26 protein-coding genes and 1 pseudogene are annotated in these 24,588 nt (G+C 63.1%); 11 read left to right on the top strand and 16 right to left on the bottom strand.

Features of this window, described 5'->3' with window-relative positions:
• Positions 1-1,377: AMP-binding protein (locus B3361_RS23375; RefSeq protein WP_286920388.1), on the bottom strand; the 1,377-nt coding region annotated here is incomplete at its 3' end.
• Positions 1,378-1,725: 348 nt separating this feature from the next.
• Entirely contained in the window at positions 1,726-3,414 is a 1,689-nt protein-coding gene (fadD2, locus tag B3361_RS23370; protein ID WP_009686765.1) for a long-chain-fatty-acid--CoA ligase FadD2, read from the bottom strand.
• A gap of 219 nt (positions 3,415-3,633) precedes the next feature.
• Here fadD2 and B3361_RS23365 point away from each other — a divergent pair, with 219 nt between their 5' ends.
• Together B3361_RS23365 and B3361_RS23360 are read left to right on the top strand one after the other, a co-directional pair.
• Positions 3,634-4,578: an alpha/beta hydrolase gene (locus B3361_RS23365; RefSeq protein ID WP_054905140.1), complete on the top strand. Its 945-nt coding sequence runs from the start codon at positions 3,634-3,636 to the stop codon at positions 4,576-4,578.
• 34 nt (positions 4,579-4,612) lie between these two features.
• Positions 4,613-5,083 carry a MaoC family dehydratase gene (locus B3361_RS23360; protein WP_009686767.1) on the top strand — a complete coding sequence of 157 codons (471 nt, stop codon included), beginning with the start codon at positions 4,613-4,615 and terminating at the stop codon, positions 5,081-5,083.
• A gap of 57 nt (positions 5,084-5,140) precedes the next feature.
• On the opposite strand, the gene B3361_RS23355 is transcribed toward B3361_RS23360, so the two are convergent.
• Both B3361_RS23355 and B3361_RS23350 read right to left on the bottom strand, forming a co-directional pair.
• Positions 5,141-5,626, bottom strand: coding sequence for an SRPBCC family protein (locus B3361_RS23355; protein ID WP_009686768.1), 486 nt, complete (start codon positions 5,624-5,626; stop codon positions 5,141-5,143).
• Between the two features lie 187 nt (positions 5,627-5,813).
• Positions 5,814-6,071 carry a DUF2790 domain-containing protein gene (locus B3361_RS23350; protein WP_009686769.1) on the bottom strand — a complete coding sequence of 86 codons (258 nt, stop codon included), beginning with the start codon at positions 6,069-6,071 and terminating at the stop codon, positions 5,814-5,816.
• A 316-nt stretch (positions 6,072-6,387) separates the two neighbouring features.
• On the opposite strand from B3361_RS23350, the gene B3361_RS23345 reads away from it, so the two are divergent.
• Positions 6,388-6,792 carry a GNAT family N-acetyltransferase gene (locus B3361_RS23345; RefSeq protein WP_166524975.1) on the top strand — a complete coding sequence of 135 codons (405 nt, stop codon included), beginning with the start codon at positions 6,388-6,390 and terminating at the stop codon, positions 6,790-6,792.
• Here the strand turns inward: B3361_RS23345 and def are convergent.
• The 3 genes from def to B3361_RS23330 all read right to left on the bottom strand — a co-directional run bounded on the left by def (position 6,747) and on the right by B3361_RS23330 (position 8,571).
• A complete protein-coding gene (gene def, locus B3361_RS23340) occupies positions 6,747-7,283 on the bottom strand; it encodes a peptide deformylase (protein WP_009686771.1) in 537 nt (178 codons plus the stop codon). The genes B3361_RS23345 and def overlap by 46 nt on opposite strands.
• The gene (locus tag B3361_RS23335) at positions 7,280-8,239 is read right to left on the bottom strand and encodes a YihY/virulence factor BrkB family protein (protein ID WP_009686772.1); all 960 of its coding nucleotides are present in this window, start codon (positions 8,237-8,239) and stop codon (positions 7,280-7,282) included. Before B3361_RS23335 ends, def begins: the two co-directional genes overlap by 4 nt.
• 152 nt (positions 8,240-8,391) lie before the next feature.
• Positions 8,392-8,571, bottom strand: a complete 180-nt coding sequence (locus B3361_RS23330) for a CsbD family protein (RefSeq protein ID WP_029885390.1) — start codon at positions 8,569-8,571, stop codon at positions 8,392-8,394.
• A gap of 140 nt (positions 8,572-8,711) precedes the next feature.
• On the opposite strand from B3361_RS23330, the pseudogene B3361_RS23940 reads away from it, so the two are divergent.
• Together B3361_RS23940 and B3361_RS23315 are read left to right on the top strand one after the other, a co-directional pair.
• Positions 8,712-9,652: pseudogene (locus B3361_RS23940) on the top strand (hypothetical protein).
• 164 nt (positions 9,653-9,816) lie between these two features.
• Positions 9,817-10,197: a hypothetical protein gene (locus B3361_RS23315; protein WP_054905138.1), complete on the top strand. Its 381-nt coding sequence runs from the start codon at positions 9,817-9,819 to the stop codon at positions 10,195-10,197.
• Here B3361_RS23315 and B3361_RS23310 read toward each other — a convergent pair whose 3' ends face one another.
• The gene (locus B3361_RS23310; protein ID WP_009686776.1) at positions 10,198-11,034 is read right to left on the bottom strand and encodes a CvfB family protein; all 837 of its coding nucleotides are present in this window, start codon (positions 11,032-11,034) and stop codon (positions 10,198-10,200) included.
• A gap of 130 nt (positions 11,035-11,164) precedes the next feature.
• Between B3361_RS23310 and B3361_RS23305 the strand changes: the two genes are divergently transcribed.
• Positions 11,165-12,025, top strand: coding sequence for a DUF6279 family lipoprotein (locus B3361_RS23305; protein WP_009686777.1), 861 nt, complete (start codon positions 11,165-11,167; stop codon positions 12,023-12,025).
• A 24-nt stretch (positions 12,026-12,049) separates the two neighbouring features.
• Here the strand turns inward: B3361_RS23305 and aceK are convergent, their stop codons facing one another.
• A complete protein-coding gene (gene aceK, locus B3361_RS23300; RefSeq protein WP_009686778.1) occupies positions 12,050-13,765 on the bottom strand; it encodes a bifunctional isocitrate dehydrogenase kinase/phosphatase in 1,716 nt (571 codons plus the stop codon).
• 144 nt (positions 13,766-13,909) lie between these two features.
• Here aceK and B3361_RS23295 point away from each other — a divergent pair, with 144 nt between their 5' ends.
• Complete coding sequence (locus tag B3361_RS23295) at positions 13,910-14,785, top strand: DMT family transporter (RefSeq protein ID WP_009686779.1); 876 nt, start codon at positions 13,910-13,912, stop codon at positions 14,783-14,785.
• A gap of 13 nt (positions 14,786-14,798) precedes the next feature.
• Positions 14,799-15,257, top strand: a complete 459-nt coding sequence (locus tag B3361_RS23290) for a DUF4265 domain-containing protein (RefSeq protein WP_054905137.1) — start codon at positions 14,799-14,801, stop codon at positions 15,255-15,257.
• Positions 15,258-15,260: 3 nt separating this feature from the next.
• On the opposite strand, the gene B3361_RS23285 is transcribed toward B3361_RS23290, so the two are convergent.
• From B3361_RS23285 to cysK, 4 genes are all read right to left on the bottom strand, one after another.
• A complete protein-coding gene (locus B3361_RS23285) occupies positions 15,261-16,142 on the bottom strand; it encodes a DMT family transporter (protein ID WP_009686781.1) in 882 nt (293 codons plus the stop codon).
• Between the two features lie 115 nt (positions 16,143-16,257).
• Positions 16,258-16,419 carry a hypothetical protein gene (locus B3361_RS23280; protein ID WP_009686782.1) on the bottom strand — a complete coding sequence of 54 codons (162 nt, stop codon included), beginning with the start codon at positions 16,417-16,419 and terminating at the stop codon, positions 16,258-16,260.
• 127 nt (positions 16,420-16,546) lie between these two features.
• Complete coding sequence (locus tag B3361_RS23275; RefSeq protein ID WP_009686783.1) at positions 16,547-17,482, bottom strand: aspartyl/asparaginyl beta-hydroxylase domain-containing protein; 936 nt, start codon at positions 17,480-17,482, stop codon at positions 16,547-16,549.
• A 172-nt stretch (positions 17,483-17,654) separates the two neighbouring features.
• Positions 17,655-18,629, bottom strand: a complete 975-nt coding sequence (gene cysK, locus B3361_RS23270) for a cysteine synthase A (RefSeq protein WP_009686784.1) — start codon at positions 18,627-18,629, stop codon at positions 17,655-17,657.
• A gap of 133 nt (positions 18,630-18,762) precedes the next feature.
• On the opposite strand from cysK, the gene B3361_RS23265 reads away from it, so the two are divergent.
• From B3361_RS23265 to B3361_RS23255, 3 genes are all read left to right on the top strand, one after another.
• Positions 18,763-19,836 carry a DUF748 domain-containing protein gene (locus B3361_RS23265; protein WP_009686785.1) on the top strand — a complete coding sequence of 358 codons (1,074 nt, stop codon included), beginning with the start codon at positions 18,763-18,765 and terminating at the stop codon, positions 19,834-19,836.
• 221 nt (positions 19,837-20,057) lie between these two features.
• Positions 20,058-20,903: an AAA family ATPase gene (locus B3361_RS23260; RefSeq protein ID WP_009686786.1), complete on the top strand. Its 846-nt coding sequence runs from the start codon at positions 20,058-20,060 to the stop codon at positions 20,901-20,903.
• Positions 20,904-20,916: 13 nt separating this feature from the next.
• On the top strand, positions 20,917-22,095 hold the full coding sequence (locus B3361_RS23255; RefSeq protein WP_009686787.1) for a vWA domain-containing protein: 1,179 nt from the start codon (positions 20,917-20,919) through the stop codon (positions 22,093-22,095).
• Positions 22,096-22,210: 115 nt separating this feature from the next.
• On the opposite strand, the gene B3361_RS23250 is transcribed toward B3361_RS23255, so the two are convergent.
• From B3361_RS23250 to B3361_RS23240, 3 genes are read right to left on the bottom strand one after another with little or no spacing between them, the layout of a single operon-like run.
• Positions 22,211-23,128: a biotin-dependent carboxyltransferase family protein gene (locus B3361_RS23250; protein ID WP_054905136.1), complete on the bottom strand. Its 918-nt coding sequence runs from the start codon at positions 23,126-23,128 to the stop codon at positions 22,211-22,213.
• On the bottom strand, positions 23,125-23,811 hold the full coding sequence (gene pxpB, locus B3361_RS23245; protein ID WP_009686789.1) for a 5-oxoprolinase subunit PxpB: 687 nt from the start codon (positions 23,809-23,811) through the stop codon (positions 23,125-23,127). The genes B3361_RS23250 and pxpB overlap by 4 nt, the downstream gene beginning before the upstream one ends.
• On the bottom strand, positions 23,811-24,587 hold the full coding sequence (locus tag B3361_RS23240) for a 5-oxoprolinase subunit PxpA (RefSeq protein ID WP_009686790.1): 777 nt from the start codon (positions 24,585-24,587) through the stop codon (positions 23,811-23,813). Before B3361_RS23240 ends, pxpB begins: the two co-directional genes overlap by 1 nt.
• Position 24,588: the final 1 nt, after the last annotated feature.

Below are 24,588 nucleotides of genomic sequence, written 5' to 3'. Positions count from 1 at the left end.
GATCATGTCCTTCTTGCGGTCGACGATACGCATGTAGCCGTCTGGCTGGATCAAGGCGATGTCGCCGGTCTTGAGCCAACCCTGGTTGTCGAGGATCTCGGCAGTGGCCTCTTCACGCTGCCAATAGCCCTTCATGACCTGCGGGCCCTTGATGCACAGTTCGCCAACTTCGCCCAACGGCAACTCGTTACCAGCCTCGTCGATTACCTTGCACAGGGTCGACGGCACCGGAATACCAATGGTGCCGACCTGGTTCGCTTCGGCAGGGTTGACCGTGGCCACCGGGCTGGTTTCCGTCATGCCGTAGCCCTCGCAGATGGCGCAACCGGTCACCGCCTTCCAGCGCTCGGCCACGCTCAACTGCAGGGCCATGCCGCCCGACAAGGTGATTTTCAGCGCCGAGAAGTCCAGGGCACGGAACCCATCGTTGTTGCACAGGGCAACGAACAGGGTGTTCAGGCCGACAAAGCCGGTGAACTTCCACTTGCCCAGTTCCTTGACCATCGCCGGCAGGTCACGCGGGTTGCTGATCAACACGTTGTGGTTGCCGATCAGCATCATCGCCATGCAATGGAAGGTGAACGCGTAGATGTGGTACAGCGGCAGCGGGGTGATGAGAATTTCACAGCCTTCGTGCAGGTTCGAGCCCATCAGCGCCCGGCACTGCAGCATGTTGGCCACCAGGTTGCGGTGGGTCAGCATGGCACCCTTGGCCACGCCGGTGGTGCCGCCGGTGTACTGCAGCACCGCCACATCGTTGGCCTGCGGGTTGGCCTCGGTTACCGGCTGGCCCTTGCCCAGTGCCAGCGCAGCGTTGAAACGCACGGCCTGCGGCAGGTGGTAGGCCGGCACCATCTTCTTCACGTACTTGATCACGCTGTTGATCAGCAAGCGCTTGACCGGCGGCAACAGGTCGGCCACCTCGGTGACGATGACGTGCCGGACCTGGGTCTTGGGCACCACTTTCTCAGCCAGGTGGGCCATGTTGGCCAGGCACACCAAGGCCTTGGCGCCAGAGTCGTTGAACTGGTGTTCCATTTCCCGCGCGGTGTACAGCGGGTTGGTGTTGACCACGATCAGCCCGGCGCGTATGGCACCGAACACCGCGACCGGGTATTGCAGGACATTGGGCAGTTGCACGGCAATGCGATCACCCGGCTTGAGGTCGGTATGCTGCTGCAACCAGGCGGCAAATGCCCCCGACAGCGCATACAACTCGCCATAAGTGATAGTCTTGCCCAGGTTGCTAAAGGCCGGTTTGTCGGCAAAGCGTTGGCAGGATTGCTTGAGTACTGCCTGGATATTGGGGAATTCGTCAGGATTGATTTCCGCCGTAATCCCGGCTGGGTACTTATCCTTCCAAAAATGTTCGATCATGGAAGCCCACTCCTTCAGCAACAGCGAAGTTCGATTCACGCGTCGATGCGCTTATTATTGATATGAGATGACGGTTCGTTGCAAACCGGATCATCTGAAAGCGGGCCGAGAGTAACAGCTTTGCCTGGGGTCGCCTAGAGGCCAAAACGGGCCTTACGGTCACAAAAATGACTCAATGAACGTTTTAGGTCATTTTTAGAGTATTTAGCTTAAAGTGGCAAGCTACAAGCTTCAAGCAGCAAGATAGAGCATGCCAAAGGCTCTGATTCAACGCTTACAGCTTGTAGCTTGTAGCTTGTAGCTTGTAGCTTGTAGCTTGTAGCTTGCAGCTTGCAGCTTGCAGCTGACTCAAGCGATATCCCGCAGCTCCCGGCGCAGAATCTTGCCCACCGGCGTCATCGGCAGGGACTCGCGCAGCACGATGTGCTTGGGCACCTTGTAACCGGTGAAGTTGGCCTTGCAGTAGGCCTTGAGCTCATCCACGCTCAGCCCCCCCTCGCGCGGCACCACGAACAGCTTCACCGCCTCGCCGGAACGCTCGTCGGGCACACCGATGGCCGCACAGTTGGCGACCTGCGGGTGGCCCATCACCACGTCTTCGATCTCATTGGGGTACACGTTGAAACCCGAGACGATGATCATGTCCTTCTTGCGGTCGACGATCCGCGTGAAGCCGTCCACGTCGATCACGGCGATATCACCGGTTTTGAACCAACCGTCCGCATCCAGGGCCTGGGCGGTGGCCTCAGGTTGCTGCCAGTAGCCCTTCATCACCTGCGGCCCCTTGATGCACAACTCGCCACGCTCGCCCAACGGCAGCTCGTTGCCGTCATCATCGATGACCTTGAAGGCGGTACCGGCCACCGGGATGCCCACCGTACCCAGCCGGGCCAACTGGCCGTAGGGGTTGGTGCTGGCCACCGGCGAGGTTTCGGTCAGGCCATAGCCTTCGACAATGCGGCAGCCGGTAAGCGCCTCCCAGCGTTCGGCAGTGGCCTTGACCAGCGCCGTGCCACCGGAGTTGGTGACTTTCAGTGCCGAGAAATCCAGCCGGCGAAAACCCGGGTGATCCATCAGCGCCACGAACAGGGTGTTGAGCCCGAGCAATGCAGAGAAACGCCACTTGCCCAGCTCCTTGATGAAGCCGGGAATATCCCGCGGGTTGGTGATCAGCACGTTGTGGTTGCCGGTGACCATCATGCACATGCAGTTCGCGGTGAACGCGTAGATGTGGTACAGCGGCAGCGGCGCGATCATGACCTCCTGGCCATCCTTGAGCAGCTTCTGCCCGTCCGGGCCGTGCTGCGAAAAGCACGCCAGCACCTGCAGCATGTTGGCCACCAGGTTGCCGTGAGTAAGCATGGCGCCTTTGGCCAGCCCGGTGGTGCCGCCGGTGTACTGCAGCACGGCGATGTCGTCCAGGCTCTGCGGCACCGGTTGCGGCGACAGGCCGCGCCCCTGGCGCAGCACCTGCTTGAACGGGAGTGCCTGGGGCAAGTGGTAGGCCGGCACCATCTTTTTCAGCTTGTCGACCACCGTGTTGATCAACCAGCCCTTGGCAGTGGGCAGCAGGTCGCCCATTTTCGCTTCGATCAGGTACTCGATGCCGGTGTCGGGCAACACGGCCTGCACCCGCTTGCCGAACATGTTCAGGTAGACCAACGCCCGCGCCCCGCTGTCATTGAACTGGTGGCGCATCTCGCGCTCGGTGTACAGCGGGTTGGTATTGACCACGATCAGCCCGGCACGCATGGCCCCGAACACGGCGATCGGGTACTGCAGCACGTTGGGCATCTGCACCGCGATACGGTCGCCCGGCTGCAGGTCGGTGTGCTGCTGCAACCAGGCGGCAAACGCGGCTGAATGTCGCTCCAGTTGCGCATAGGTCAGGGTCACGCCCAGGTTGCTGAATGCCGGGCGGTCGGCAAAGCGCTTGCAAGAGCGCTCGAACACCTCGACCACCGAGGCATAGGCATTGATGTCGATGGTGGAAGGCACGCCCGCCGGGCGCTTGTCATTCCAGAAGTCGGCTTGCATTTATTATTGTTCCTCTGCCTGGACCTGCACTGCGTCCTTGGATCCTTGACCTGGTCGCCAACCGGCAAACAGGCGTTGCTTCGACGTTAGCAGGTAAGCCCGGGGTGGCCTATACGCCAAGTGCCGCCATTAACATTGTGAATCTTATTTGTGCCCTTCCTGCAATCGGGCCGGTTGTGCATACACTGTTCCGGTACCCCATGCGCACAAGGAGCCGCCATGCCCCACGACGCCTTCTGGCTGCCCGTCAGCGAGCACTGCCGCCTGTACGTGCACCAATGGCTGCCAGCCTCGCCAGTGAAAGCCGTAGTCCTGCTGGCCCATGGCATGGCCGAGCATGCCGGGCGCTACCAGCGCCTGGGCCTGGCCCTGGCCGCGGCTGGCTTTGCCGTGTTCGCCGCTGACCAGCGTGGCCACGGACGTAGCGCCGAGCACGGCAGCCTGGGCCTGTTCAGCCGCCATCATGGCTGGAATGCCGTGGTCGACGACCTCGGCCGGCTGGCCCAGTACATTGGCCAACACTACCCGGGCACCCCGCTGTTCCTGTTCGGCCACAGCATGGGCAGCTACATCGCCCAGGCTTACCTGCTGCACCACAGTGCCAGCCTGCACGGGGCGATCCTGAGCGGTTCCAACTACCAGCCTGCCGCGCTGTACCGCATGGCCCGGCTGGTGGCGCGGCTGGAGGCCTGGCGCCAGGGGCCGCTGGGCAAGAGTGCGGTGATCGAATGGCTCTCCTTCGGCGCGTTCAACAAGGCCTTCAAGCCCAACCGCACGGCATTTGACTGGCTCAGCCGCGACCCGGCCGAGGTCGACCGCTACGTCAACGACCCGCTGTGCGGCTTTCGGTGCAGCAACCAGCTGTGGCTGGACCTGCTGCAAGGCTTGGCGCAGATCAGCCAGCCGGGTAACCTCGCACAGATCGATCCGAACCTGCCGATACTGATAATGGGTGGGGAATGTGATCCGGTCAGTGCCGGCAAGCGTCTCACCCATCTGGCCGACGCCCTGCGCGCCACCGGCAATCGACATGTACAGCTACGCGTCTATCCTGAAGCGCGGCATGAAGTACTCAACGAAACCAACCGTAACGAGGTCACTGCCGACATTGTCGGCTGGCTTGAACAGGCACTGGCCATTGATCGGCCTGTGCGCAGTGAATGACAGCCACCCTCGCCTACCGCTCAAGGAAACCCCGATGTCCCAGGTCACCAACACGCCTTACGAAGCCCTCGAAGTAGGCCAGAAGGCGCAATACCAGAAGTCCGTCGAAGAGCGCGACATCCAGCTGTTCGCGGCGATGTCCGGTGACCACAACCCGGTGCACCTGGACGCCGAGTTTGCGGCCAAGAGCATGTTCCGCGAACGCATTGCCCACGGCATGTTCAGCGGCGCGTTGATCAGTGCGGCAGTGGCCTGCACCCTGCCAGGCCCTGGCACCATCTACCTGGGCCAGCAGATGAGCTTCCAGAAGCCGGTGAAGATTGGCGACACGCTCACCGTACGCCTGGAAATTCTGGAAAAACTGCCCAAGTTCAAAGTGCGCATCGCGACCAATGTGTACAACCAGAACGATGAGCTGGTGGTGCAGGGCGAAGCGGAAATCCTGGCGCCACGCAAGCAGCAGACCGTGGAACTGGTATCGCCACCGAATTTCGTTGCCAGCTGAGCATAGCGCTGGCACTACCGGCCCTGCGGCGGGCGAATGCCCGCCCCCAGGCAACCATCAGTCTGGCATCCGCTGGGTGACCAACTCCACCAGGCGGTCCAGGCTTTCACCCCAGCCCTGGTAGAACCCCATGTCCTCGTGGGCCTTGCAATCGGCAGCATTCCAGTGCCAGGCCCGGGCGGTATAACGGGTTTTGCCCCGTTCCTCGTCCAGGCTGATCACGGCGGTCATGAACGCCTTGTTCGACGGTACCCAGCCGGGGCCAAACGCATCGGTGAACACCAGGCGCCGCGGCGCCGCGATCTCCAGGAACACGCCCTGGGTGGGGTACTCGCTGCCATCCGGCGCCCGCATCAAGGTGCGGAACAGGCCGCCGGGCCACAATTGCATCTCGCATTCCGGGGTGCTCATGCCATGCGGCCCCCACCATTGCCTTAGCCACTCGGGCTCGGTCCAGGCGCGGAACACTTTGGCCGGTGGGGCGTCGATCAGGCGACTGATCAACAACTCATGTTGCGCTTGCGCAGCAGGGGCAAGGCTCATCGGGTGTTGTCTCCGTGGCAGTCAGGGTGGCAGTTCACACAGCAAGGCTGTGCGAATTCCCCACGTCCACGATAGACCAGGCCCGCCCCACGAGGGTGGCCCGCCGAGCAGCGGCTCAGTGCGTTTGGCGATAACGGCCCACGGCGTTCGAGCGCCGCGCGGGGGCGCTCGAACCTCCTGTAGCCGGTCAACCCTGCTGGCAGCCCTCGCCCATGGCACGGTACTGGATGGTATGCACCTGGCCGTGATGGTCTTCATAGGTCATGGTGGCAGGCACCACTTCGCAAACATTGGGAATGGTCGACAGGTCGATTACCCGCTTGATATCCAGGTTCATCGAGTAGTCGTACTGCTGGGCCACTGGCTGGGTGGAGACGGGCTTGGCCTCATCGGCGAGGGCGAACGAGGACATACCGACCAATGCAAGAATCAGTAATGGTTTCATGGTGTTTTGCCTTTTGAGCATTCAAGCTGATCGATTGACTTCTAATGCCGTTTCCGGCGCGGAGAAGTTGCCATCTACGGTGGAGATGGCACGAAGTACCGATCCCGCTTCGTACTGCAGGGGGGATGCCTGAAATTCTACGCCTGGCCGTTAATAGTTGAACCCCGAACTCGGATATTCAGTCTTGCCGAATTTGCAACAATCTGCGACAAAATACCCGCAAAGCATTACGCCAGAGCCTCTGCTCTGTACTCAGGGGAAATTCGCCATTTCTGAACAATTAACCTGCTCGACACTTGCAGATACAGAACGCCGGCTGCTGGACCACTTTTACCGGCAACAAGGCTCGCGCATGCGCGCGGCAAGCGATGCGCAGTTGTGGGTAGCCAGGGGGCCGGGGATCATTGCCGGGCTGAGCCTGGCCAGGGTAACCGGGGGCTTCTGGCTGACCGGCCTGTTCGTCGACCCGCAACGGCGCCAGCAAGGGATAGCCGGCAAACTGGTGAAGGCGGCGCTGGCCCAGGCTGACGGGCCAACCTGGCTGTTTTGCCACCCCGACCTGCTGCCGTTCTATCAACGCCTGGGTTTCGAACTGGCGCAGTGCCTGCCAGACACCCTGCATGGCCGCTTGCAACGCTACCAGCGCAGCAAACGCCTGGTGGCCCTGCAGCAGGGTCAGTCGTCGCCTGCTTCCAGCCCTGGGAACAGCACGTCGGTGTAGCCGAACTTGGTAAAGTCCTGGATCCGCGATGGATACAAACGCCCGATCAGGTGGTCGCACTCATGCTGCACCACCCGCGCGTGGAAGCCTTCGGCAAAGCGGCGGATCGCATTGCCCTGTGGGTCGATGCCCTCATAGCAAATGTGCTTGAAGCGTGGTACCACGCCGCGCAAGCCGGGCACCGAAAGGCAGCCTTCCCAACCGTCTTCCAGTTCAGTGGAGGTCGGGGTGATGACCGGGTTCAGCAGGATGGTCTGCGGCACCGCTTCGGCGTCCGGGTAACGCTCGCTGCGTTCGAAGCCGAAAATCACCAGTTGCAGTTCGATGCCCACCTGCGGCGCGGCCAGGCCCACGCCGCCGACATGGCGCATGGTTTCAAACATGTCGTCGATCAGTTGCTGCAGCTCGCCGCTGCCCAGCAGCTGCGCGGGCACTGGCGCGGCGACGCGCAGCAGGCGCTCGTCGCCCATCTTGAGAATGTCACGGATCATCGGGGGTTAGGCTCGGAAGTCTGCGCCTGGCCCGAAGTGGGGTGCTCATGGCCCAGAACACTGATGGTCTGCGCGGGCGCGTGCTCGTCGAAATCCTTTTCACCGGGGTTTTTGCCCTCGGCCGACATGTGCTCGATCACCGCATTCATTTCGGCGCCCAGCAACAGCACGGCAGCCGAGATGTAGAAATACAGCAACAGCACGATGATTGCACCAATGCTGCCGTACATGGCGTTGTAGTCAGCGAAGGTTTTCACGTAGTAGGCAAAGCCCAGCGACGCGATGATCCACACCACCACCGCCAGCACCGAGCCCGGCGTGATGAAGCGGAACTTCTGTTTCACATCAGGCATTACGTAGTAGATCAACGCGACCGCCACCATCAGCAGAAAGACGATCACCGGCCAGCGCAACACCGTCCACAAGGTGACGATGAACTCCTGCATGCCGATCTGGGCGGCGATCCACTCCATGACTTGCGGGCCCAGCACCATCAGCGCGGCGGCTGCCAGCAGCATGCCGGCCAAGCCCACGGTGTAGAAAATGGATAACGGGATGCGCTTCCAAACCGGCCGGCCCTCGGGCACATCATAGGCGGCGTTCATGGCGCTCATCATCAGGCGCACACCGGCCGATGCGGTCCACAAGGCGATCACGATACCAACCGACAACAGCCCGCCCTTGGATTGCTGTAACTGGTCGATTACCGGGTTCACCTGCTCCAGGGCCTGGGGTGGCAATACCAGCTCCGATTGCAGGCGCAACCAGGAGAAAAAGTCGGGCAGGTGCAAAAAGCCGATCAGGGCAATCAGGAACAGCAAGAATGGGAATAGCGAGAACAGCGCCTGGTAGGCCAGCGCCGACGCATAGGTGGACATCTCGTCATCGAGAAATTCCTTGACGGTGCGCGCCAGCACGCGGTGCAAAGGCAGGCCCTGCAGGGCGGAAAAAATCATAGCGTCTCCTTTCGCCGCTTGATCGAATCAACACACAAGTCTAATAGACCGTGCCGATGCTGTGCTGCTCCCAGTCGCGATTGAAGAAATTGGCGGCAAAAGTAACGGCCTCTTCGCACGCGTGCGAAGAGGCCGACACAGGCTTGCTCAGATCACGGTTTTTTTACCGCGTCTTTCACATCGCCCTTCACTTGCTGCGCCTCGCCTTTGAGCTCTTGCGCCTTGCCCTCGGCACGCAGCTTGTCGTTGTCGGTCACCTTGCCGACACCTTGTTTCACGTTGCCCATCGCCTCATTGGCCAGGCCTTTGACTTTGTCTTTAGTACCGCTCATGGCAAAACTCCTGCAAATGGAGACACGTGTACAGTGTCGACAAAAGGTGGACCCAGCACCCAGCGCAAGAGTTTCAACGAATTTTCACCCCGCAAGCCAAGCGGTCAATCTACGGGCGAATACCGCACCATACCCGGCCCATGCGTCTGATGCCCGCACTGCTGGCCTTGCTGCCACTGCTGCCCCTGTCCACCCTGGCCACCGCTGCCGCCAGCCCTGAAACCCTGCGCTGGGCCATTGAAACCAGTAACCGGAACCCCGGCCATTACCGTATCGACATCGCCGCCGTGGGCAAGCCACCTTATGTGATCCGCCCCAGCCACGCGCTGCCGGAAATCAAAGGCCCGGTCAGCATCACCGGGCTGGCCTGGGCACGCGAGGGTCATTACATTGCCATCGACGGCTCCGCCTACATCAAGGACCAGGGTGTTCGCACCTGCCCCGGCGCCCTGCCCGGATCGGGGTCAGCGTCACCGGTGAGGGCAACATCCTCGACGGCAACCTGATCCACGGCAACCGCATCGGCGTCGCCCTGCGCCCGGAGCCTGAGGTGACTACCACGCGCCTCAGCGGGAACCGTATCTGGGCCAACAGCCAGGATATCCGCCGCTGCCAGGCGGGCGGCTCATGCGTACCCGGGCAGCGCACCGGGGCCATCGTGTTTGGCGTGCCAGCCCAGGCACACGCCTTGTATGTGGGCTCACGCGGGATTGGCGCCGACCTGCCGAAGCAGGACCAGGCACTTATCTGCAACGCCAAGGGCGAGCCCAAGCCGTGCCAGCCGCTGCCCAACCACAATCAGCCGGCACCACGGCTGCTGGCGCTGGAAGGCAATGTGCTGCGCGGTGAAGTACAGGGGCCGGCATCGAGCCTGCTGCGCGTTGAGTTCTTCGGCAATGCCCAGGCCGACGCCACCGAGGCCGAGCACTACCTTGGCGAAGTGCAGGTGAACAGTGACGTACAAGGGCAGGCACGGTTTGCCCAGGCGCTGGACGACATCGCCGGGTTGCGCAGCTTCACCGCGACCGTGACCACCGCTGACGGGGCAACCTCCGAGCTGAGCCTGCCGCTTCGTCGCTGACGCACCGCCAGGGCCGGCTGATGGCGGGTGTGGGGCGCAACCCAAGGCAGCGCCCGCGCCCCCCACCTGGCGCGCCCGCAGCAGGCACAACCATCAAACCTTGCCCCGCCCCGTGGCACCCCTCACAATGCAGGCCTTCATAGCGTCAACCCGCAGGAACCTGCATGAAACTCGACAAACCCGCCGCCATCGCCCGGCGCAACCAAGCACTGGCCCGCCCGGTGCTGAACAGCAGCAACACGCTGTTCGCCATTCTGGACAACAAACGCAACCTGTGGTGGTTCGAAGTGCCGGTGGCGCTGCTGGGCAAGGGCCAGGCCGACTGGGTCAACCTGCTGCTGCATACCCCGCAAACCGACAAGCTGCAGCACCTGAAAGTGCCGACCAACTTCCTCAAGGCCCACCTGGAGCAGATGGAAGTGCGCAAGCCTGGCAAGCGCCGCTCGACCATCAGCCTGGCGCTGAGCGCCGACCGCGACTCGCTGCTGCGCGACACCCGCCCAGGTGGCGAGCAGCTGGACTTCCGCAACTTCGTTCAGGCCTGATCAGGCCTTTTCGATCCGGTCGTCATGGATGACGATCAAGCCCTGCTTGAACAAGCCGCCAATGGCTTTCTTGAAGTTGCCCTTGCTGACATTGAACAGCTTGCTGATCAACGCCGGGTCGCTCTTGTCACACACCCCCAGCACCCCGCCTTCGGCCTCCAGGCGCGCCATGATCTGCTCCTGCAGGCTGTCGGCCAGGGCGGCGCCCACCGGCTGCAGGCTGAGGGCGATCTTGCCGTCGTGGCGCAGTTCCTTGATGAAACCCTTCTCGTGCATGCCCGAGCGCAGGAACTTGAACACTTCGTTCTTGTGGATCAAGCCCCAGTGGCGGTTGTTGATGATGGCCTTGAAGCCCATCGGCGTTTCGCCAGCCACCAACAGCTCGACCGGCTGCCCGACCTTGTAATCGGCCGGGGCCACGTCGAGGTAGCGGTCCAGGCGGGAAGTGGCGGTGATGCGGCGGGTGCGCTTGTCGAGGTACACGTGCACCACGCAGTAGTCGCCGATCTTCAACGGCCGCGCCTCTTCCGAGTACGGCATCAACAGGTCCTTGGACAAGCCCCAGTCGAGGAAGATGCCGGCACCGTTGATGTCCTTGACCTTGAGGCTGGCAAACTCACCGACCTGCACCTTGGGCTTCTCGGTGGTCGCAATCAGCTGGTCTTCGCTGTCCAGGTAGATGAACACGTTCAACCAGTCATCGACTTCGGTTTCGGCGTTTTTCGGGATATAGCGCCCAGGCAGCAGGATCTCGCCATCGGCGCCGCCGTCCAGGTACAGACCGAAGTCCACGTGTTTCACGATTTGCAAACTGTTGTAACGCCCAAGCAGAGCCATTTCCGATGATCCTCATAACAAGGCGGCTATTCTACACCTGAAGCCAGCGCGCCGCCCGACCGCTGATGCAGTGGAACCGCCGTGCCCCCCTCGCGTCTACCGTCTGGCCAGCCACTGCAAGGAACAGCCCATGCCTTCACGCCTGTCCAAAGCCCTGCTCATTGCCCTTGGATTCGCCCTGGCCCTTGGCGCCTGCAGCCGCATGGACCTGGCCTACCGCAACCTCGATCGCCTGGTGCCGTGGTCGCTGGGCGACTACCTGGACATGAACGGCACGCAAAAGGCCTTGCTCGACGACCGCCTCAAGCAACACCTGGCCTGGCACTGCAAGACCCAGTTACCGGGCTACCTCGACTGGCTGGAGCGGGTCCGCGCCATGGTCGCCGACAACCAGGTGACCGACCAGGCGCTGCAGCAACGCACCCGCGAAGCGCGCCAGGCGATTGGCCGTGTGGCCGAGGAAATCACCCCTTCGGCGACCGAGTTGTTGCGCGGCATGAGCGACCGCCAGGTGGCCGAAATGCGTGAAGCGTTCCGCGACGACATCGCCGAGCGGCAAAAAGAGTACGTCGATACCCCGCTGGCCGAGCAGGTCAGCGAGCGCAGGGCACGTATGGAAAAACGCCTGACCGCCTGGTTTGGCCCACTGTCCGCGGTGCAGAAGCAACGCGTACAAGCCTGGTCAGCAGCGCTGGGCGACCAGAACCGCGAATGGATCGCCAACCGCGCCCACTGGCAGCAACAGCTGCTGCTGGCGATGAACCAACGCAACGACGCCAGCTTCGAGCCGCGCCTGGCGACCTTGTTGCAACACAAGGAAAGCCTGTGGACGCCGGAATACCGCGCGGCCTTCCAGAACACCGAGCAACAGGCGCGCAGCCTGTTGGTAGACCTGGTGCAGCAAAGTAGCGTGCAGCAGCGGCAGTTGCTGCAAGCGCGGTTGGCCAAGGTGCGCGGCCACTTCAGTGAGCTGAAGTGCCTGAAGGAGTGAGGGGCCTGGCCTGCAACACCGCCCTCAGCGCCCCTTGCGCCGATACGGGAACACGTCGATCACCTTCCCCTCGCCAATGGCCGCCTGCAGGCCCTTCCAGTAATCCGCGTCATACAGCTCGCCGTGCAAGCGGCTGAACAAGCGCCGCTGGCCCATGTCGGCAAACAGAAACGGCGGAAACTCTTCGGGGAACACATCGTGCGGCCCGATCGAATACCACGGCTCGCCCGACAGCTCGTCTTCCGGATACCGCGGTGGCGGTATGTGGCGGAAATTCACCTCGGTCAGAAAGCAGATTTCGTCATAGTCATAGAACACCACCCGCCCATGCCGGGTGACACCAAAGTTCTTCAACAGCATGTCACCAGGAAAAATGTTCGCTGCCGCCAGTTGCTTGATGGCCAGGCCGTAGTCTTCCAGCGCCGCCAGCACCTGGCCTTCGCCCGCGCGCTCCAGGTACAGGTTCAGCGGGGTCATGCGCCGCTCGGTCCAGCAGTGGCGCACCAGCACCGTGTCGCCCTCCAGGGCCACGGTCGAGGGCGCCACTTCGAGCAACTCGGCCAGGCAATCGGGCTCGAACTTGCTGCGTGGGAAACGAAAATCGGCGAACTCCTGGGTATCGGCCATGCGCCCTACCCGGTCCACGCTTTTCACCAACCGGTACTTGTCGATCACCGTAGCGCGGTCAACGGTTTTCGACGGTGAAAAGCGGTCTTTGATGACCTTGAACACGGTGTTGAAACCGGGCAGGGTGAACACGCTCATGACCATGCCGCGCACCCCCGGCGCCATGACGAAGCGGTCGTCGCTGTTGGCCAGGTGGTTGATCAGGGCCCGGTAGAACTCCGACTTGCCTTGCTTGTAGAAACCGATCGACGTGTACAGCTCGGCAATGTGCTTGCCCGGCAGAATGCGCTTGAGAAAATGCACGAACTCGGCCGGCACCGGCACATCGGCCATGAAGTAGGAGCGGGTGAACGAGAAGATGATCGACACCTCGGCTTCGTCGGTGATCACCCCGTCCACCTCGATGCCATGGCCCTCGCGGTGCAGCAAGGGAATCACCAAGGGCCATTGCTCATCGCGGTTGTACAGGCGGCCGACCAGGTAGGCACCTTTGTTGCGGTACAGCACGGGCACGAACAGCTCCACCGCAAGCTCCGGGTCCTTGCAAACCCAGTCGGGCAGGCATTCGCGCACCTGCGCTTCCAGCCGTGCCAGGTCACCCTCCAGGTCACCGTAGGCGACATCGAACGGGTAGTCGGCGAAGATCGCCTGCAGCATTCCCTTAAGGCTACCGCCCAGCGCATAGGTACGGGTTTGCGCGGCGCGCTCGCGCCCGCGCAGCGACGGCCGGGTGGTGTGGATGAACATGCAACCATCGCTGATCTGGTCGTGGCTGAACAGGCTGCAGAACAGCGAGTTGTACCAGGTCTCGGCCAACTCATCGTCCAGCCGGGGGTCGATCTGCTGAATGTAGGCGTGTTTGGCCAGCGGCCACTGCGCCACGTCCAGCAACACCGGCGCGGGGAAGGCCTGGCGCAGCCAGCCGTTGACCTCGGCGACTTTTTCTTCATACAGGCTGATGCGCGCAGCCGCGGCCTGCTGGATTTCCTGCCAGCGCGCCTGTTCGAAGCGCTGGCGGGCGCCGAGGGTAATGCGCTGGAAGTGGTCACGGTAATCGTCGAAGCCCGCCAGGATGGTGCGGGCGATTTCGACAGCGGGCCAGGGTTGGGGCATGCCGGGCACCTCATGGGTGAATGAGTTACACAGCTTAGTCGGCCTGACGCAAATGCGGGCCAGGTTCACTGCGCAAGAAAGCACAAGTATCGCCCCGCCCCCTCGCGTACACTCGCGCCCCTGCCCTGCCCTCCGGAGACCGTTGTGAGCCCGATTGCCCTAACCCGCCTGCTGACCCTTGCTGCCGTCTGGGGGGCGAGTTTCCTGTTCATGCGCATCATCGCCCCCGAGCTGGGCACTGTGCCGACCGCGTTCTTTCGCGTCTCGATCGCCTGCCTGGGCCTGGTCGCCATCGTCGCCGCCAGCCGCGTGCGCTGGGACTTCCAGGGCAAGCTCGGGGCCTGCCTGGTACTGGGCATGATCAACTCCGGCATCCCGGCAACCTTCTATTCCGTAGCTGCCCAGGTGCTGCCAGCCGGTTACTCGGCGATCTTCAACGCCACCACGCCACTGATGGGCGTGCTGATCGGCGTGCTGTGCTTCCGTGAACCCATGACGTTGGCCAAGCTCTGCGGCATCTTCCTTGGCCTGCTCGGTGTCGGCATCCTCAGCGGGGCCGGGCCGGTGGCCCTGGACATGGCCCTGCTGCAAGGCGCCCTGGCGTGCCTGGCAGCTACCACCTGCTACGGCTTTGCCGGGTTCCTCGCGCGGCGTTGGATCAGTGGCCTGGACAGCCGCCTGTCGGCGCTGGGCAGCATGCTCGGCGCTACGCTGATGCTGAGCCCGCTGTTCGCCTGGAGCGCCCTCAGCCAGCCGCCCGCCAGCTGGGGCGGCTGGCAGGTCTGGCTGTCGCTGCTCGGCCTGGGCCTGCTGTGCACGGCATTCGCCTATATCCTGTACTTCCGTCTGCTGGCAGAAATAGGCCCGGTCAAGGCCAGCACCGTGACCTTCCTGATCCCGGTGTTCGGCGTGCTGTGGGGCGCATGGCTGCTGGACGAGCCGCTGTCGATGGCGCACCTGTATGGCGGCCTGCTGATTGCTGTGGCCTTGTGGCTGGTACTGCGCCCGGCGCGCAATTGACCGGGAGAACGGCATGAACCCGACCTGCAAGAAGGTGCTGTTCCGCCTGGAACAGGACGCCAACGGCTACCCACCGGCCTCGGTCGAAGGCCTTTGGGCCAAGGCTGTGGAAGGCGGCCATGCCGTGGACAACATCCCCTTTCATGTGTACGGCATCGCGCCGGGTGACCTTATCGGCACCTATGAAGAAGACGGCCAGACCTGGTTCGCCGAACTGCGCCAAAGCAGCGGCACCTCGGTGTTCCGGGTGCTGGTCAAGCCCCCGGAAACCCTCGATCAGGTTCGCGCTGCCTTGCAGGATTTCGGCTGCGCCTGTGAAACCGAGCATTCGGTAAGACTGCTGGCCGTGGCACTACCGCAACAGCGCTCGATCGACACCCTGCTCTACTACCTGCTCACCCAGCGCGAAGCCGGGCTGCTGGACTTCGAGGAAGGCGTACTCCGGCACGCCATCCCCGCCGAGTTCCGCTAGGGCTCAGGCCTCGGCCAGGCGCTTGGCAGGCTTGCGGAACACGAACAGCAGGCCGACCACGATCAACCCCATGCCCAGCAGGCTGAGCGGCGCCAGGCGGTTGCCGAAGATCAGCAAGTCCATCACCGCGGTCACCGCCGGCACCAGGTAGAACAGGCTGGTGACGTTGACCAGGTTACCCTTGGCGATCAGCCGATACAGCAGCAAGGTGGCCAGCAGCGAAACCACCAGGCCCATCCACAGCAAGGCAGCCACGAAACCCCCGGTCCACTGCACCTGCAAGGGTTGCAAGGGTGCGAACAGCGCGCACAGGGCAAAGCCGGCCAGGTACTGCAGCGGCAGCGTGCCCATGGGGTTTTCGGTGATGCGTTTTTGCAGGATCGAACCGCAAGTCATGCTGGCCAGCGCCAGCAGGGCGAACAGCATGCCCGCCAGCGACACCCCACCCAGGTTGAGCCCCTGGTACACCACCATGATCAAGCCGCTCAAGCCCAGCCCCAGGCCGAACAGGCGGCTGATCGAACGCTGGCGCTCCATCAGCACGACGGTGAGGATCGGTTGCACGCCCATGACCGTGGCCATGATGCCTGGCGTGACGTGGGTGTCGAGGGCCAGCAGATAGAATATCTGGTAAGCCCCGAGCAACACGCAGCCAGTGCCCAGGGCACGCAGCATGGCGCCCTTACGGCGTGGCCAGCGCAGCCCCAGCAACGGCCCGATCAGCAACAGGCCCGCCAGGGCCAAGGCAGAGCGCAGCAGCAGGAACGCGAACGGGCTGGCATGCGCCAGGCCAAGTTTGGAAACGATCGCCCCGCTGCTCCACAGCAGGACGAACAGGCTGGTAGTGGCCGCCGAGGCCACGGATGCTTTGTTGAAAAAGGACATGTATTGCCACCTGATGATAGGCAGATAAGCCAAGCGGACGGCCTGCGCTAAAGCGCACTAAGTAGCCGGCCGGGTTCAGTGGGTTGCGTGTGCGAAGGGACTCGGCCGAAGCCGATCAGCCCAACACGACCACGCAGCATGGCGGAGCTACGCCGCCTACGGCGCCACTGACAGGTGGTGGGTAATGACTGACCATGGCCGGCTGCTGGCTGCCACGCACGACCATGCCCGCGACTGGCGCGATGGCAAAGCTGGTGGTGGAGGGCTTGGCGGGCATGATTCAGGCTTCAGGGAAGGAAGTGTTGTGGAGAATAGCGGTGAACCCACGATCGGGCAATAGCGGGCGCCAGTGTGAGGTGAGCTGGCCTGTGCGCGGGTGAACCCGCGCACAGGCCAGCCTGCGCTCAGAACAACCAGCGGTAAAGCAGATAAGCCACGACCACCGCCAGCACCGGGCGCAAGACCCGGTAGGCCTTGGGGTTGGCCCGTTTGAACTGCTTCACGTGGGTGCTGAGCTTGTTGGAGAAGCGCTTGCTCCAGGCATACGCCTGGTTGATGCCGCCCACCCGCTCGTCGTCGGTGTTCTGCGGCGCGGTGGCGCGGCCCAGGAAGGCACTGACCTTGCGGTTGATGCGGGTCATCAGCGGGCTGCTCAACGGCCGCTCGATGTCGCAGAACAGGATCACCCGGGTCACATCGGTCTCGTTTTTCACCCAGTGCACGTAGGTTTCATCGAACATCACGTCTTCGCCGTCCCGCCAGGCGTACTCCTGCCCATCGACGTAGATGCGGCAGGCGTCGGAGTTCGGCGTGGACAGGCCCAGGTGGTAACGCAACGAACCGGCGAATGGGTCGCGGTGCGGGTTCAGGTGGCTACCGCCAGGCAGCAGGGCGAACATCGCGCCCTTGACGTTGGGAATGCTGCTGACCAGTTCTACGGTTTTCGGGCACAGCGCCTCGGCCGATGGCAGCGGCTTGTCATACCACTTCAGGTAAAACCGCTTCCAGCCCTTCTTGAAGAACGAACCGAAGCCGGCGTCGTTGTCCTTTTCGGCGGCGCGGATATAGCCCTCGTCGAACAGGCGCATGGCCTCTTCGCGGATTTCCTGCCAGTTGTCTTTGAGCACATCCAGTTCCGGGAAGCGCTGGCGGTCCAGGTAGGGTTTGGACGGCACCCCGGAAAACAGGTACATCAAGGCGTTGTAGGGGGCGAACAGCGCCGAATGGTTGACGAACTGGCGCAACACCGGCAGGCGGGCTTTGCCGCGCAGGTGCACGAACAGCACACTGCCGAAGAACACCAGCAAGACACCCGCCTTGGCTGCAAAGGATAAGGTCATGCATCACTCCTAGGTGAAGAAACAGGGCTGCGCGGCCTGCTCTCCTGAAAATCATCCTGCCATCATAAACCGATCCCGCCGCGGTACAAACCACCCGGGCGGGATCGTGTCGATGAAGATTGTGCAGTCAACCAGGCTGCCGAACATTGAGCCCGGTCAGCGGCATGGCCGGTTACTGCTGGTTTTCCTGGTCGCTGAACATGTCGCTGAACAGCATGCTCGACAAATAACGCTCGCCGGAATCGGGCAGCACCACGACGATGGTCTTGCCCTGCATTTCCGGTTTTTCCGCCAGGCGCACGGCCGCCGCCATGGCTGCGCCGCAAGAAATGCCGCAGAGAATGCCCTCTTCCTGCATCAGGCGAATGGCCATGGCCTTGGCCTCTTCGTCGGCCACCGTCAGCACCTGGTCGACAATCGACAGGTCGAGGTTTTTCGGTACGAAGCCAGCCCCGATGCCCTGGATCTTGTGTGGGCTGGGCTTGAGCTCTTCGCCGGCCAGGGTCTGGGTGATCAGTGGCGAAGCCTCGGGCTCCACGGCCACCGACAGGATCGCCTTGCCCTGGGTATGCTTGATGTAGCGCGACACACCGGTGATGGTGCCGCCCGTGCCCACCCCCGCCACCAGCACGTCCACCGCACCGTCGGTGTCGTTCCAGATTTCCGGGCCTGTGGTTTTTTCGTGAATGGCGGGGTTGGCCGGGTTCTCGAACTGGCCTGGCAGGAAGTACTGCGCCGGGTCTGAGGCCACGATTTCGTTGGCCTTGTCGATGGCGCCCTTCATGCCTTTGGCCGGCTCGGTCAGCACCAGTTCGGCGCCCAGCGCCTTCAGTACCTTGCGCCGTTCGAGGCTCATCGAAGCGGGCATGGTCAGCATCAGCTTGTAGCCACGCGCGGCGGCAACGAAGGCCAGGCCGATACCGGTGTTGCCCGAGGTGGGCTCGACTATGGTCATGCCCGGCTTGAGCCGGCCGCTGCTTTCGGCATCCCAGACCATGTTCGCGCCAATGCGGCACTTGACCGAGTAGCCCGGGTTGCGCCCCTCGATCTTGGCCAGGATGGTCACGCCACGCGGGGCGATCCGGTTGATCTGCACCAGCGGCGTGTTGCCGATGGAATGGGCGTTGTCTGCAAAGATACGGCTCATGGCAGGGGTCCTTGGCATGAAAGCGAGCAGGAAAAGACCTCAAGGGTAAGCCCCGGCCGTAGGCCCGTAAAGCCTGTTCGAACTCAACCGGGCGCATTGCGGTCCACCGCACATCCTCCTGGGAGACACCCCGATGAAAGCCCGTTATCGCTGGCCGCTGATCGGCCTGGCCAGCCTGGTGGCGCTGCTGGTGGCGTTGCACCTGGCCCTGCCCTACCTGGTACGCGACTACCTCAACGACAAGCTGGCCGACATGGGCGACTACCGTGGCCACGTGGCCGACGTGGACCTGGCCTGGTGGCGCGGGGCCTACCGGATCAACGGCCTGCGGATCGTCAAGACCAGCGGCAAGGTGCCAGTGCCGCTGCTGGATGCACCGGTTATCGACCTGTCGGTCAGCTGGCACTCGCTGATCTACGACAAGGCCGTGGTGGCGAAAGTGATCTTCGAGCAGCCCGAACTGAACTTCGTCGACGGCGGCAACAAGCAGGCCTCGCAGACCGGCCAGGGCACCGATTGGCGGCAACAACTGGAAAAGCTGCTGCCGATTACCCTCGATGAAGTGCATATCGACAATGGCACCCTGACCTTTCGCAATTTCAACTCCAACCCCCCGGTCAACCTCAAGGCAACCCGGCTGGACGCCACCATCAGCAACCTGACCAACGTGCGCGACAAGCAAGGCCGGCGCGACGCCAGCTTCGAGGGCACGGCGCTGATCGCCGGCAATGCCAAGGTCGAAAGCCGCGCCACCTTCGACCCGTTCAGTGACTTCGATGACTTCGAGTTCCGCCTGCGTGCCACCGGCATAGAACTGCGCAACCTGAATGACTTCGCCAGTGCCTACGGCAAGTTCGACTTCAGCGCAGGGCATGGTGACGTGGTCATCGAGGCGCAGGCGGAAAACGGCCGCCTCAATGGCTACATCAAACCCCTGCTGCGTGACGTGGACGTGTTCGACTGGCAGCAAGATGTCGAAAACAAGGACAAAGGCTTCTTCCGCTCGGTGTGGGAGGCCCTGGTGGGCGCCTCCGAGACGGTGCTGAAGAACCAACCGAAAAACCAGTTCGCCACCCGGGTGGAGCTCAGTGGCAGCGTGCACAAGCAGAACATCAGCGCCTTCGAGGCCTTCCTGCAGATCCTGCGCAACGGCTTCATCCAGGCGTTCAATGCACGCTATGAGCAACCGGCGCCGAAGTCCGACTGAAACAGTGTGACGGGGCATTCAGGGACTGAATACCCGGTCCGCGTTTTCAGCTGCCCGGGCCCGCGTTATAGTCGGTAACAAATCGAAAACAGGTGTTGGGCCATTCGCGGGCACGCCCGCTCCCACAGGTACTTCCGCAGATTCAGAAGTTTGTGCAATTCCTGTGGGAGCGGGCGTGCCCGCGAAGAGGCCGGCACAGGCTTACAACAGAGGACAGCCCCATGAAGTTCGAAGGCACCCGCGACTACGTCGCCACAGACGACCTGAAACTGGCAGTAAACGCGGCCATCACCCTCGAACGCCCGCTGTTGGTCAAGGGCGAACCCGGCACCGGCAAGACCATGCTCGCCGAACAGCTGGCAGCTTCGTTCGGCGCGCGCCTGATCACCTGGCACATCAAGTCCACCACCAAGGCCCACCAGGGCCTCTACGAGTACGACGCGGTCAGCCGCCTGCGCGACTCGCAGCTGGGCGTGGACAAGGTCCATGACGTGCGCAACTACCTGAAGAAGGGCAAGCTGTGGGAGGCCTTCGAGGCCGAGGAGCGGGTCATCCTGCTGATCGACGAAATTGACAAGGCCGACATCGAGTTCCCCAACGACCTGTTGCAGGAACTGGACAAGATGGAGTTCTACGTTTACGAAATCGACGAGACCATCAAGGCCCGGCAGCGCCCGATCATCATCATTACCTCGAACAACGAAAAGGAGCTGCCCGACGCCTTCCTGCGCCGCTGCTTCTTCCACTACATCGCCTTCCCCGACCGCAGCACCCTGCAGCAGATCGTCGACGTGCACTACCCGAACATCAGCCAGGCGCTGGTCAGCGAGGCGCTGGACGTGTTCTTCGACGTACGCAAGGTACCTGGCCTGAAGAAAAAGCCTTCCACCTCCGAGCTGGTCGACTGGCTCAAGCTGCTGATGGCCGACAACATCGGTGAAGCGGTGCTGCGTGAACGCGACCCGACCAAGGCGATCCCGCCGCTGGCCGGTGCGCTGGTGAAGAACGAGCAGGACGTGCAACTGCTCGAGCGCCTGGCCTTCATGAGCCGGCGCGGCAACCGCTGACAGGAGCCGGGCCATGCTGCTCAACCTGTTCAATGAAATGCGTGCGGCCAAGGTGCCGGTGTCGGTGCGTGAACTGCTCGACCTGCACCAGGCCTTGCAAAAGCACGTGGTGTTCGCCGACATGGACGAATTCTATTACCTTGCCCGCGCCATTCTGGTGAAAGACGAACGCCACTTCGACAAGTTCGACCGCGCCTTCGCCGCTTACTTCAAAGGCCTGGAAAACCTCGACCAGCACATCGAGGCGCTGATCCCGGAAGACTGGCTGCGCAAGGAGTTCGAGCGCTCGCTCAGCGACGAAGAACGCGCGCAAATCCAGTCGCTGGGTGGCCTGGACAAGCTCATCGAGGCCTTCAAGCAGCGCCTGGAAGAGCAGAAGGAGCGCCACGCCGGCGGCAACAAGTGGATCGGCACCGGCGGCACCAGCCCGTTCGGCTCGGGCGGCTACAACCCCGAGGGCATCCGCGTGGGCGAGGCCGGCAAACGCCAGGGCAAGGCGGTGAAGGTCTGGGACCAGCGCGAGTACAAGAACCTCGACGACCAGGTGGAACTGGGCACGCGCAACATCAAGCTGGCCCTGCGCCGGCTGCGCAAGTTCGCCCGTGAAGGCGCCGCCGAAGAGCTCGACATCGACGGCACCATCGACCACACCGCGCGCGATGCCGGGTTGCTGAACATCCAGATGCGCCCGGAGCGGCGCAACACCGTGAAGCTGCTGTTGCTGTTCGACATCGGTGGTTCCATGGACGCCCACGTCAAGGTGTGCGAAGAACTGTTCTCGGCCTGCAAGACCGAGTTCAAGCACCTGGAGTACTACTACTTCCACAACTGCGTGTACGAGTCGGTTTGGAAGAACAACCTGCGCCGCACCTCGGAGCGGTTTTCCACGTTCGATCTGCTGCACAAGTATGGCGACGACTACAAAGTGATCTTCGTTGGCGATGCGGCCATGGCGCCTTACGAAATTACCCAGCCCGGTGGCAGCGTGGAGCATTGGAACGAAGAAGCCGGGTATGTGTGGCTGCAGCGTTTCATGGAGAAATTCAGGAAGATCATCTGGATCAACCCCTATCCCCGGCAGGCTTGGGACTACACCGCCTCGACCCACCTGGTGCGGGAGTTGATCGAGGACAAGATGTATCCGCTGACCTTGCAGGGGTTGGAGGAAGGGATGCGGTATCTCTCAAAGTGAGATAGAACGGGCTGCCACTTGCCAGCGGTCTGGCCTCTTCGCGGGCGCGCCCGCTCCTACAGGTATGGCGCAGGCCTGTGTGGGAGCGGGCGTGCCCGCGAAAGGGCCCGCAGCCTTACAACCACCGGCCCAAGTATTGCTGCTGCTCCCGCCACGCCTCATCCTGCACCACCGCCCTGAACTTCACCTGCGCCCCCGGCATGCACTGCGCCAGTTGCGCCAGCGCCAGCGGCGTCAACGCCCCCAGGCGCGGGTAACCGCCAATGGTCTGCCGGTCATTGAGCAACACGATCGGTTGCCCGTCCGGCGGCACCTGCACCGCCCCCAGGGGAATGCCCTCGGAAATCATCGGCGCGCCCTGGTAGACCAGCTGCGGCCCCAGCAAGCGGATGCCCATGCGGTCGGCCCGGCTGTCCAGGGTCCAGTCCGTGTTGAATGCCTGGTACAGGCTGGTACCGCTGAAATCGCCGAGCTGCGCGCCCACCACCAGGTCGAGCACAGGCTTGTGGTGATAGCGCGGGCGCAACGCATCCGGCACTTCACGAAGGCTTGCCGGCGTACCCGCAAAAGCCAGCCGCTGGCCTTTACCAAGCGCAGCGCCCTGGCCGTCTGTACCGCCCAGCGCTTCGCGCACCACGGTGGCACAGCTGCCCAGCACCGCCTCGCCGCGAAACCCGCCAGGCGCCGCCAGGTACGCCCGAACGCCCTGCTTGGGCTGCTTCAGGGCCAAGCGCTGCCCCTTGCCCAGAGCAAAGCTGCGCCAGGGCGCTACCGGCTGATCATCAACTCGCGCATCCAGGTCGGCACCGGCCAGCGCCAGCACACAATCCTGCTGCGCCACCACACAGAAGCCACCCAGCGCGACCTCCACCACAGGTGCGGCCAGCGAATTGCCCAACAGCCAGTTGGCCCAGTACATCGCCACCCAGTCCAGCGCCCCGCCCTGGGTCACGCCCAGGTGCCGTACGCCGAAGCGCCCGGCGTCCTGCAACTGGCACAAGGCGTTGCTGGCCTCGATCGTCAACTGCTTCATCCTTGCGCCTCCACATCGCCGCCCAGGGCCAGAAACTCATCACGCGTAACCGCCACGAAGCGCACCCGGTCACCGGGTTGCAACAGGCTATAGCCCTCACGTTCATGGTCGAACAAACGCACCGGTGTTCGCCCGATCAGGTTCCAGCCCCCCGGCGACACCGCCGGGTACGCTGCCGTCTGGCGCTCGGCAATACCCACGCTGCCCGCCGCCACGCGCTTGCGCGGGGTGCTCAGGCGGGGGCTGGCCAGGCGTTCATCGACCAGGCCCATGAAGCCGAACCCGGGGGCGAAGCCCAAGGCGAAAACCGGGTACTCGCGCTCGCTGTGCAAGCGGGCCACTTCACCCTCGGTCAAGCCGCTGCGGGCAGCCAGTACAGGCAGCTCCGGGCCGACGCTGGCGTGGTACCACACCGGGATCTCGTGACGCCGGCCACCACTGCCGGCGTCAGGCTGCAAACCGTCCAGGGCCTGGGCGATCAGCGCCCTCGCCTCGGCCGGCGGCAGGTCGAAGTGCACCATCAGCGTGGTGTACGACGGCACCAAGTCCAGCAGGTGCTGGCCGAACGCTGCGCGCAAGCACTGGCTGGCAGCAAGCATCCACGGCATGTTGGCCTCGTCGATACGCTCGAACAGGCGCACCATCAGGCTGTCGACCGCGACCACTTCGATACGCAGCTTCATCATCGCTCCATGGCATCGAGGGCTTGGCGAATCTGCCGCACCGCTGCTACCGAACTGTCGTTGTCGCCATGCACACACAGTGTGCTGGCCGCCAGCTTCAAGGCACTGCCATCGTTCGCCACCAGCGTATCGCCACGGGCCAGGCGCTCGGCCTGCTCCACCACACGCGCCGGGTCGTGATGCACGGCGCCGGGCAGGCGCCGCGAGACCAGGTGGCCGCTGGCGGTATAGGCCCGGTCGGCGAATGCCTCGAACCACAGCGGCACGCCGATTTCATCGCCCAGCGCCTGGGCCGTACGGTTGTCGGCGGTGGCCATCAGCATCAGCGGCAGATCGCTGCCGTAAGCCGCCACAGCTTCCAGCACGGTGCGCAGCTTGAGCGGGTCGGCCATCATGTCGTTGTACAGCGCGCCATGCGGCTTGATATAGGCCACACGGCCGCCGAGCACCTTGCAGATGCCCTCCAGTGCGCCGATCTGGTAGTGCAGCAAATCGCGAATTTCCTCGGGGCTGCAGGCCATGGACCGGCGCCCGAAGCCGACCAGGTCCGGGTAGGCCGGGTGGGCACCGATCGCCACCCCGTGCTCCAGTGCCAGGGCCACGGTGCGGCGCATGATGCCAGGGTCACCGGCATGGTAACCGCAGGCGATGTTGGCGCAGTCGATGTAGGGCATGACCTCGGCATCCAGGCCCATGCGCCAGCTGCCGAAACTTTCACCCATGTCGCAATTGAGTAGCAGGCGTTCCACCACGCGGCCTCCGTTGTTGTCGTGCATG

It is taken from the genome of Pseudomonas sp. UBA6699, assembly GCF_002454615.1.
In the GTDB taxonomy this organism is placed as follows: domain Bacteria; phylum Pseudomonadota; class Gammaproteobacteria; order Pseudomonadales; family Pseudomonadaceae; genus Aquipseudomonas; species Aquipseudomonas juntendi.
This window is presented reverse-complemented; position numbering and strand designations above follow the sequence as displayed.

Excerpts from the sequence above, each read along its gene's own strand:
- B3361_RS23365 (WP_054905140.1), top strand. The coding sequence starts at position 3,634 with ATGCCCCACGACGCCTTCTGGCTGCCCGTCAGCGAGCACTGCCGCCTG.
- fadD2 (WP_009686765.1), bottom strand. The coding sequence starts at position 3,414 with ATGCAAGCCGACTTCTGGAATGACAAGCGCCCGGCGGGCGTGCCTTCC.
- cysK (WP_009686784.1), bottom strand. The coding sequence starts at position 18,629 with ATGAGCCGTATCTTTGCAGACAACGCCCATTCCATCGGCAACACGCCG.
- B3361_RS23360 (WP_009686767.1), top strand. The coding sequence starts at position 4,613 with ATGTCCCAGGTCACCAACACGCCTTACGAAGCCCTCGAAGTAGGCCAG.
- B3361_RS23280 (WP_009686782.1), bottom strand. The coding sequence starts at position 16,419 with ATGCCCGCCAAGCCCTCCACCACCAGCTTTGCCATCGCGCCAGTCGCG.
- B3361_RS23330 (WP_029885390.1), bottom strand. The coding sequence starts at position 8,571 with ATGAGCGGTACTAAAGACAAAGTCAAAGGCCTGGCCAATGAGGCGATG.
- B3361_RS23285 (WP_009686781.1), bottom strand. The coding sequence starts at position 16,142 with ATGTCCTTTTTCAACAAAGCATCCGTGGCCTCGGCGGCCACTACCAGC.
- B3361_RS23305 (WP_009686777.1), top strand. The coding sequence starts at position 11,165 with ATGCCTTCACGCCTGTCCAAAGCCCTGCTCATTGCCCTTGGATTCGCC.
- pxpB (WP_009686789.1), bottom strand. The coding sequence starts at position 23,811 with ATGAAGCTGCGTATCGAAGTGGTCGCGGTCGACAGCCTGATGGTGCGC.
- B3361_RS23255 (WP_009686787.1), top strand. The coding sequence starts at position 20,917 with ATGCTGCTCAACCTGTTCAATGAAATGCGTGCGGCCAAGGTGCCGGTG.
- B3361_RS23310 (WP_009686776.1), bottom strand. The coding sequence starts at position 11,034 with ATGGCTCTGCTTGGGCGTTACAACAGTTTGCAAATCGTGAAACACGTG.
- B3361_RS23250 (WP_054905136.1), bottom strand. The coding sequence starts at position 23,128 with ATGAAGCAGTTGACGATCGAGGCCAGCAACGCCTTGTGCCAGTTGCAG.
- B3361_RS23355 (WP_009686768.1), bottom strand. The coding sequence starts at position 5,626 with ATGAGCCTTGCCCCTGCTGCGCAAGCGCAACATGAGTTGTTGATCAGT.
- B3361_RS23265 (WP_009686785.1), top strand. The coding sequence starts at position 18,763 with ATGAAAGCCCGTTATCGCTGGCCGCTGATCGGCCTGGCCAGCCTGGTG.
- B3361_RS23240 (WP_009686790.1), bottom strand. The coding sequence starts at position 24,587 with ATGCACGACAACAACGGAGGCCGCGTGGTGGAACGCCTGCTACTCAAT.
- B3361_RS23275 (WP_009686783.1), bottom strand. The coding sequence starts at position 17,482 with ATGACCTTATCCTTTGCAGCCAAGGCGGGTGTCTTGCTGGTGTTCTTC.
- aceK (WP_009686778.1), bottom strand. The coding sequence starts at position 13,765 with ATGCCCCAACCCTGGCCCGCTGTCGAAATCGCCCGCACCATCCTGGCG.
- B3361_RS23260 (WP_009686786.1), top strand. The coding sequence starts at position 20,058 with ATGAAGTTCGAAGGCACCCGCGACTACGTCGCCACAGACGACCTGAAA.
- B3361_RS23315 (WP_054905138.1), top strand. The coding sequence starts at position 9,817 with ATGAAACTCGACAAACCCGCCGCCATCGCCCGGCGCAACCAAGCACTG.
- B3361_RS23290 (WP_054905137.1), top strand. The coding sequence starts at position 14,799 with ATGAACCCGACCTGCAAGAAGGTGCTGTTCCGCCTGGAACAGGACGCC.
- B3361_RS23335 (WP_009686772.1), bottom strand. The coding sequence starts at position 8,239 with ATGATTTTTTCCGCCCTGCAGGGCCTGCCTTTGCACCGCGTGCTGGCG.
- def (WP_009686771.1), bottom strand. The coding sequence starts at position 7,283 with ATGATCCGTGACATTCTCAAGATGGGCGACGAGCGCCTGCTGCGCGTC.
- B3361_RS23350 (WP_009686769.1), bottom strand. The coding sequence starts at position 6,071 with ATGAAACCATTACTGATTCTTGCATTGGTCGGTATGTCCTCGTTCGCC.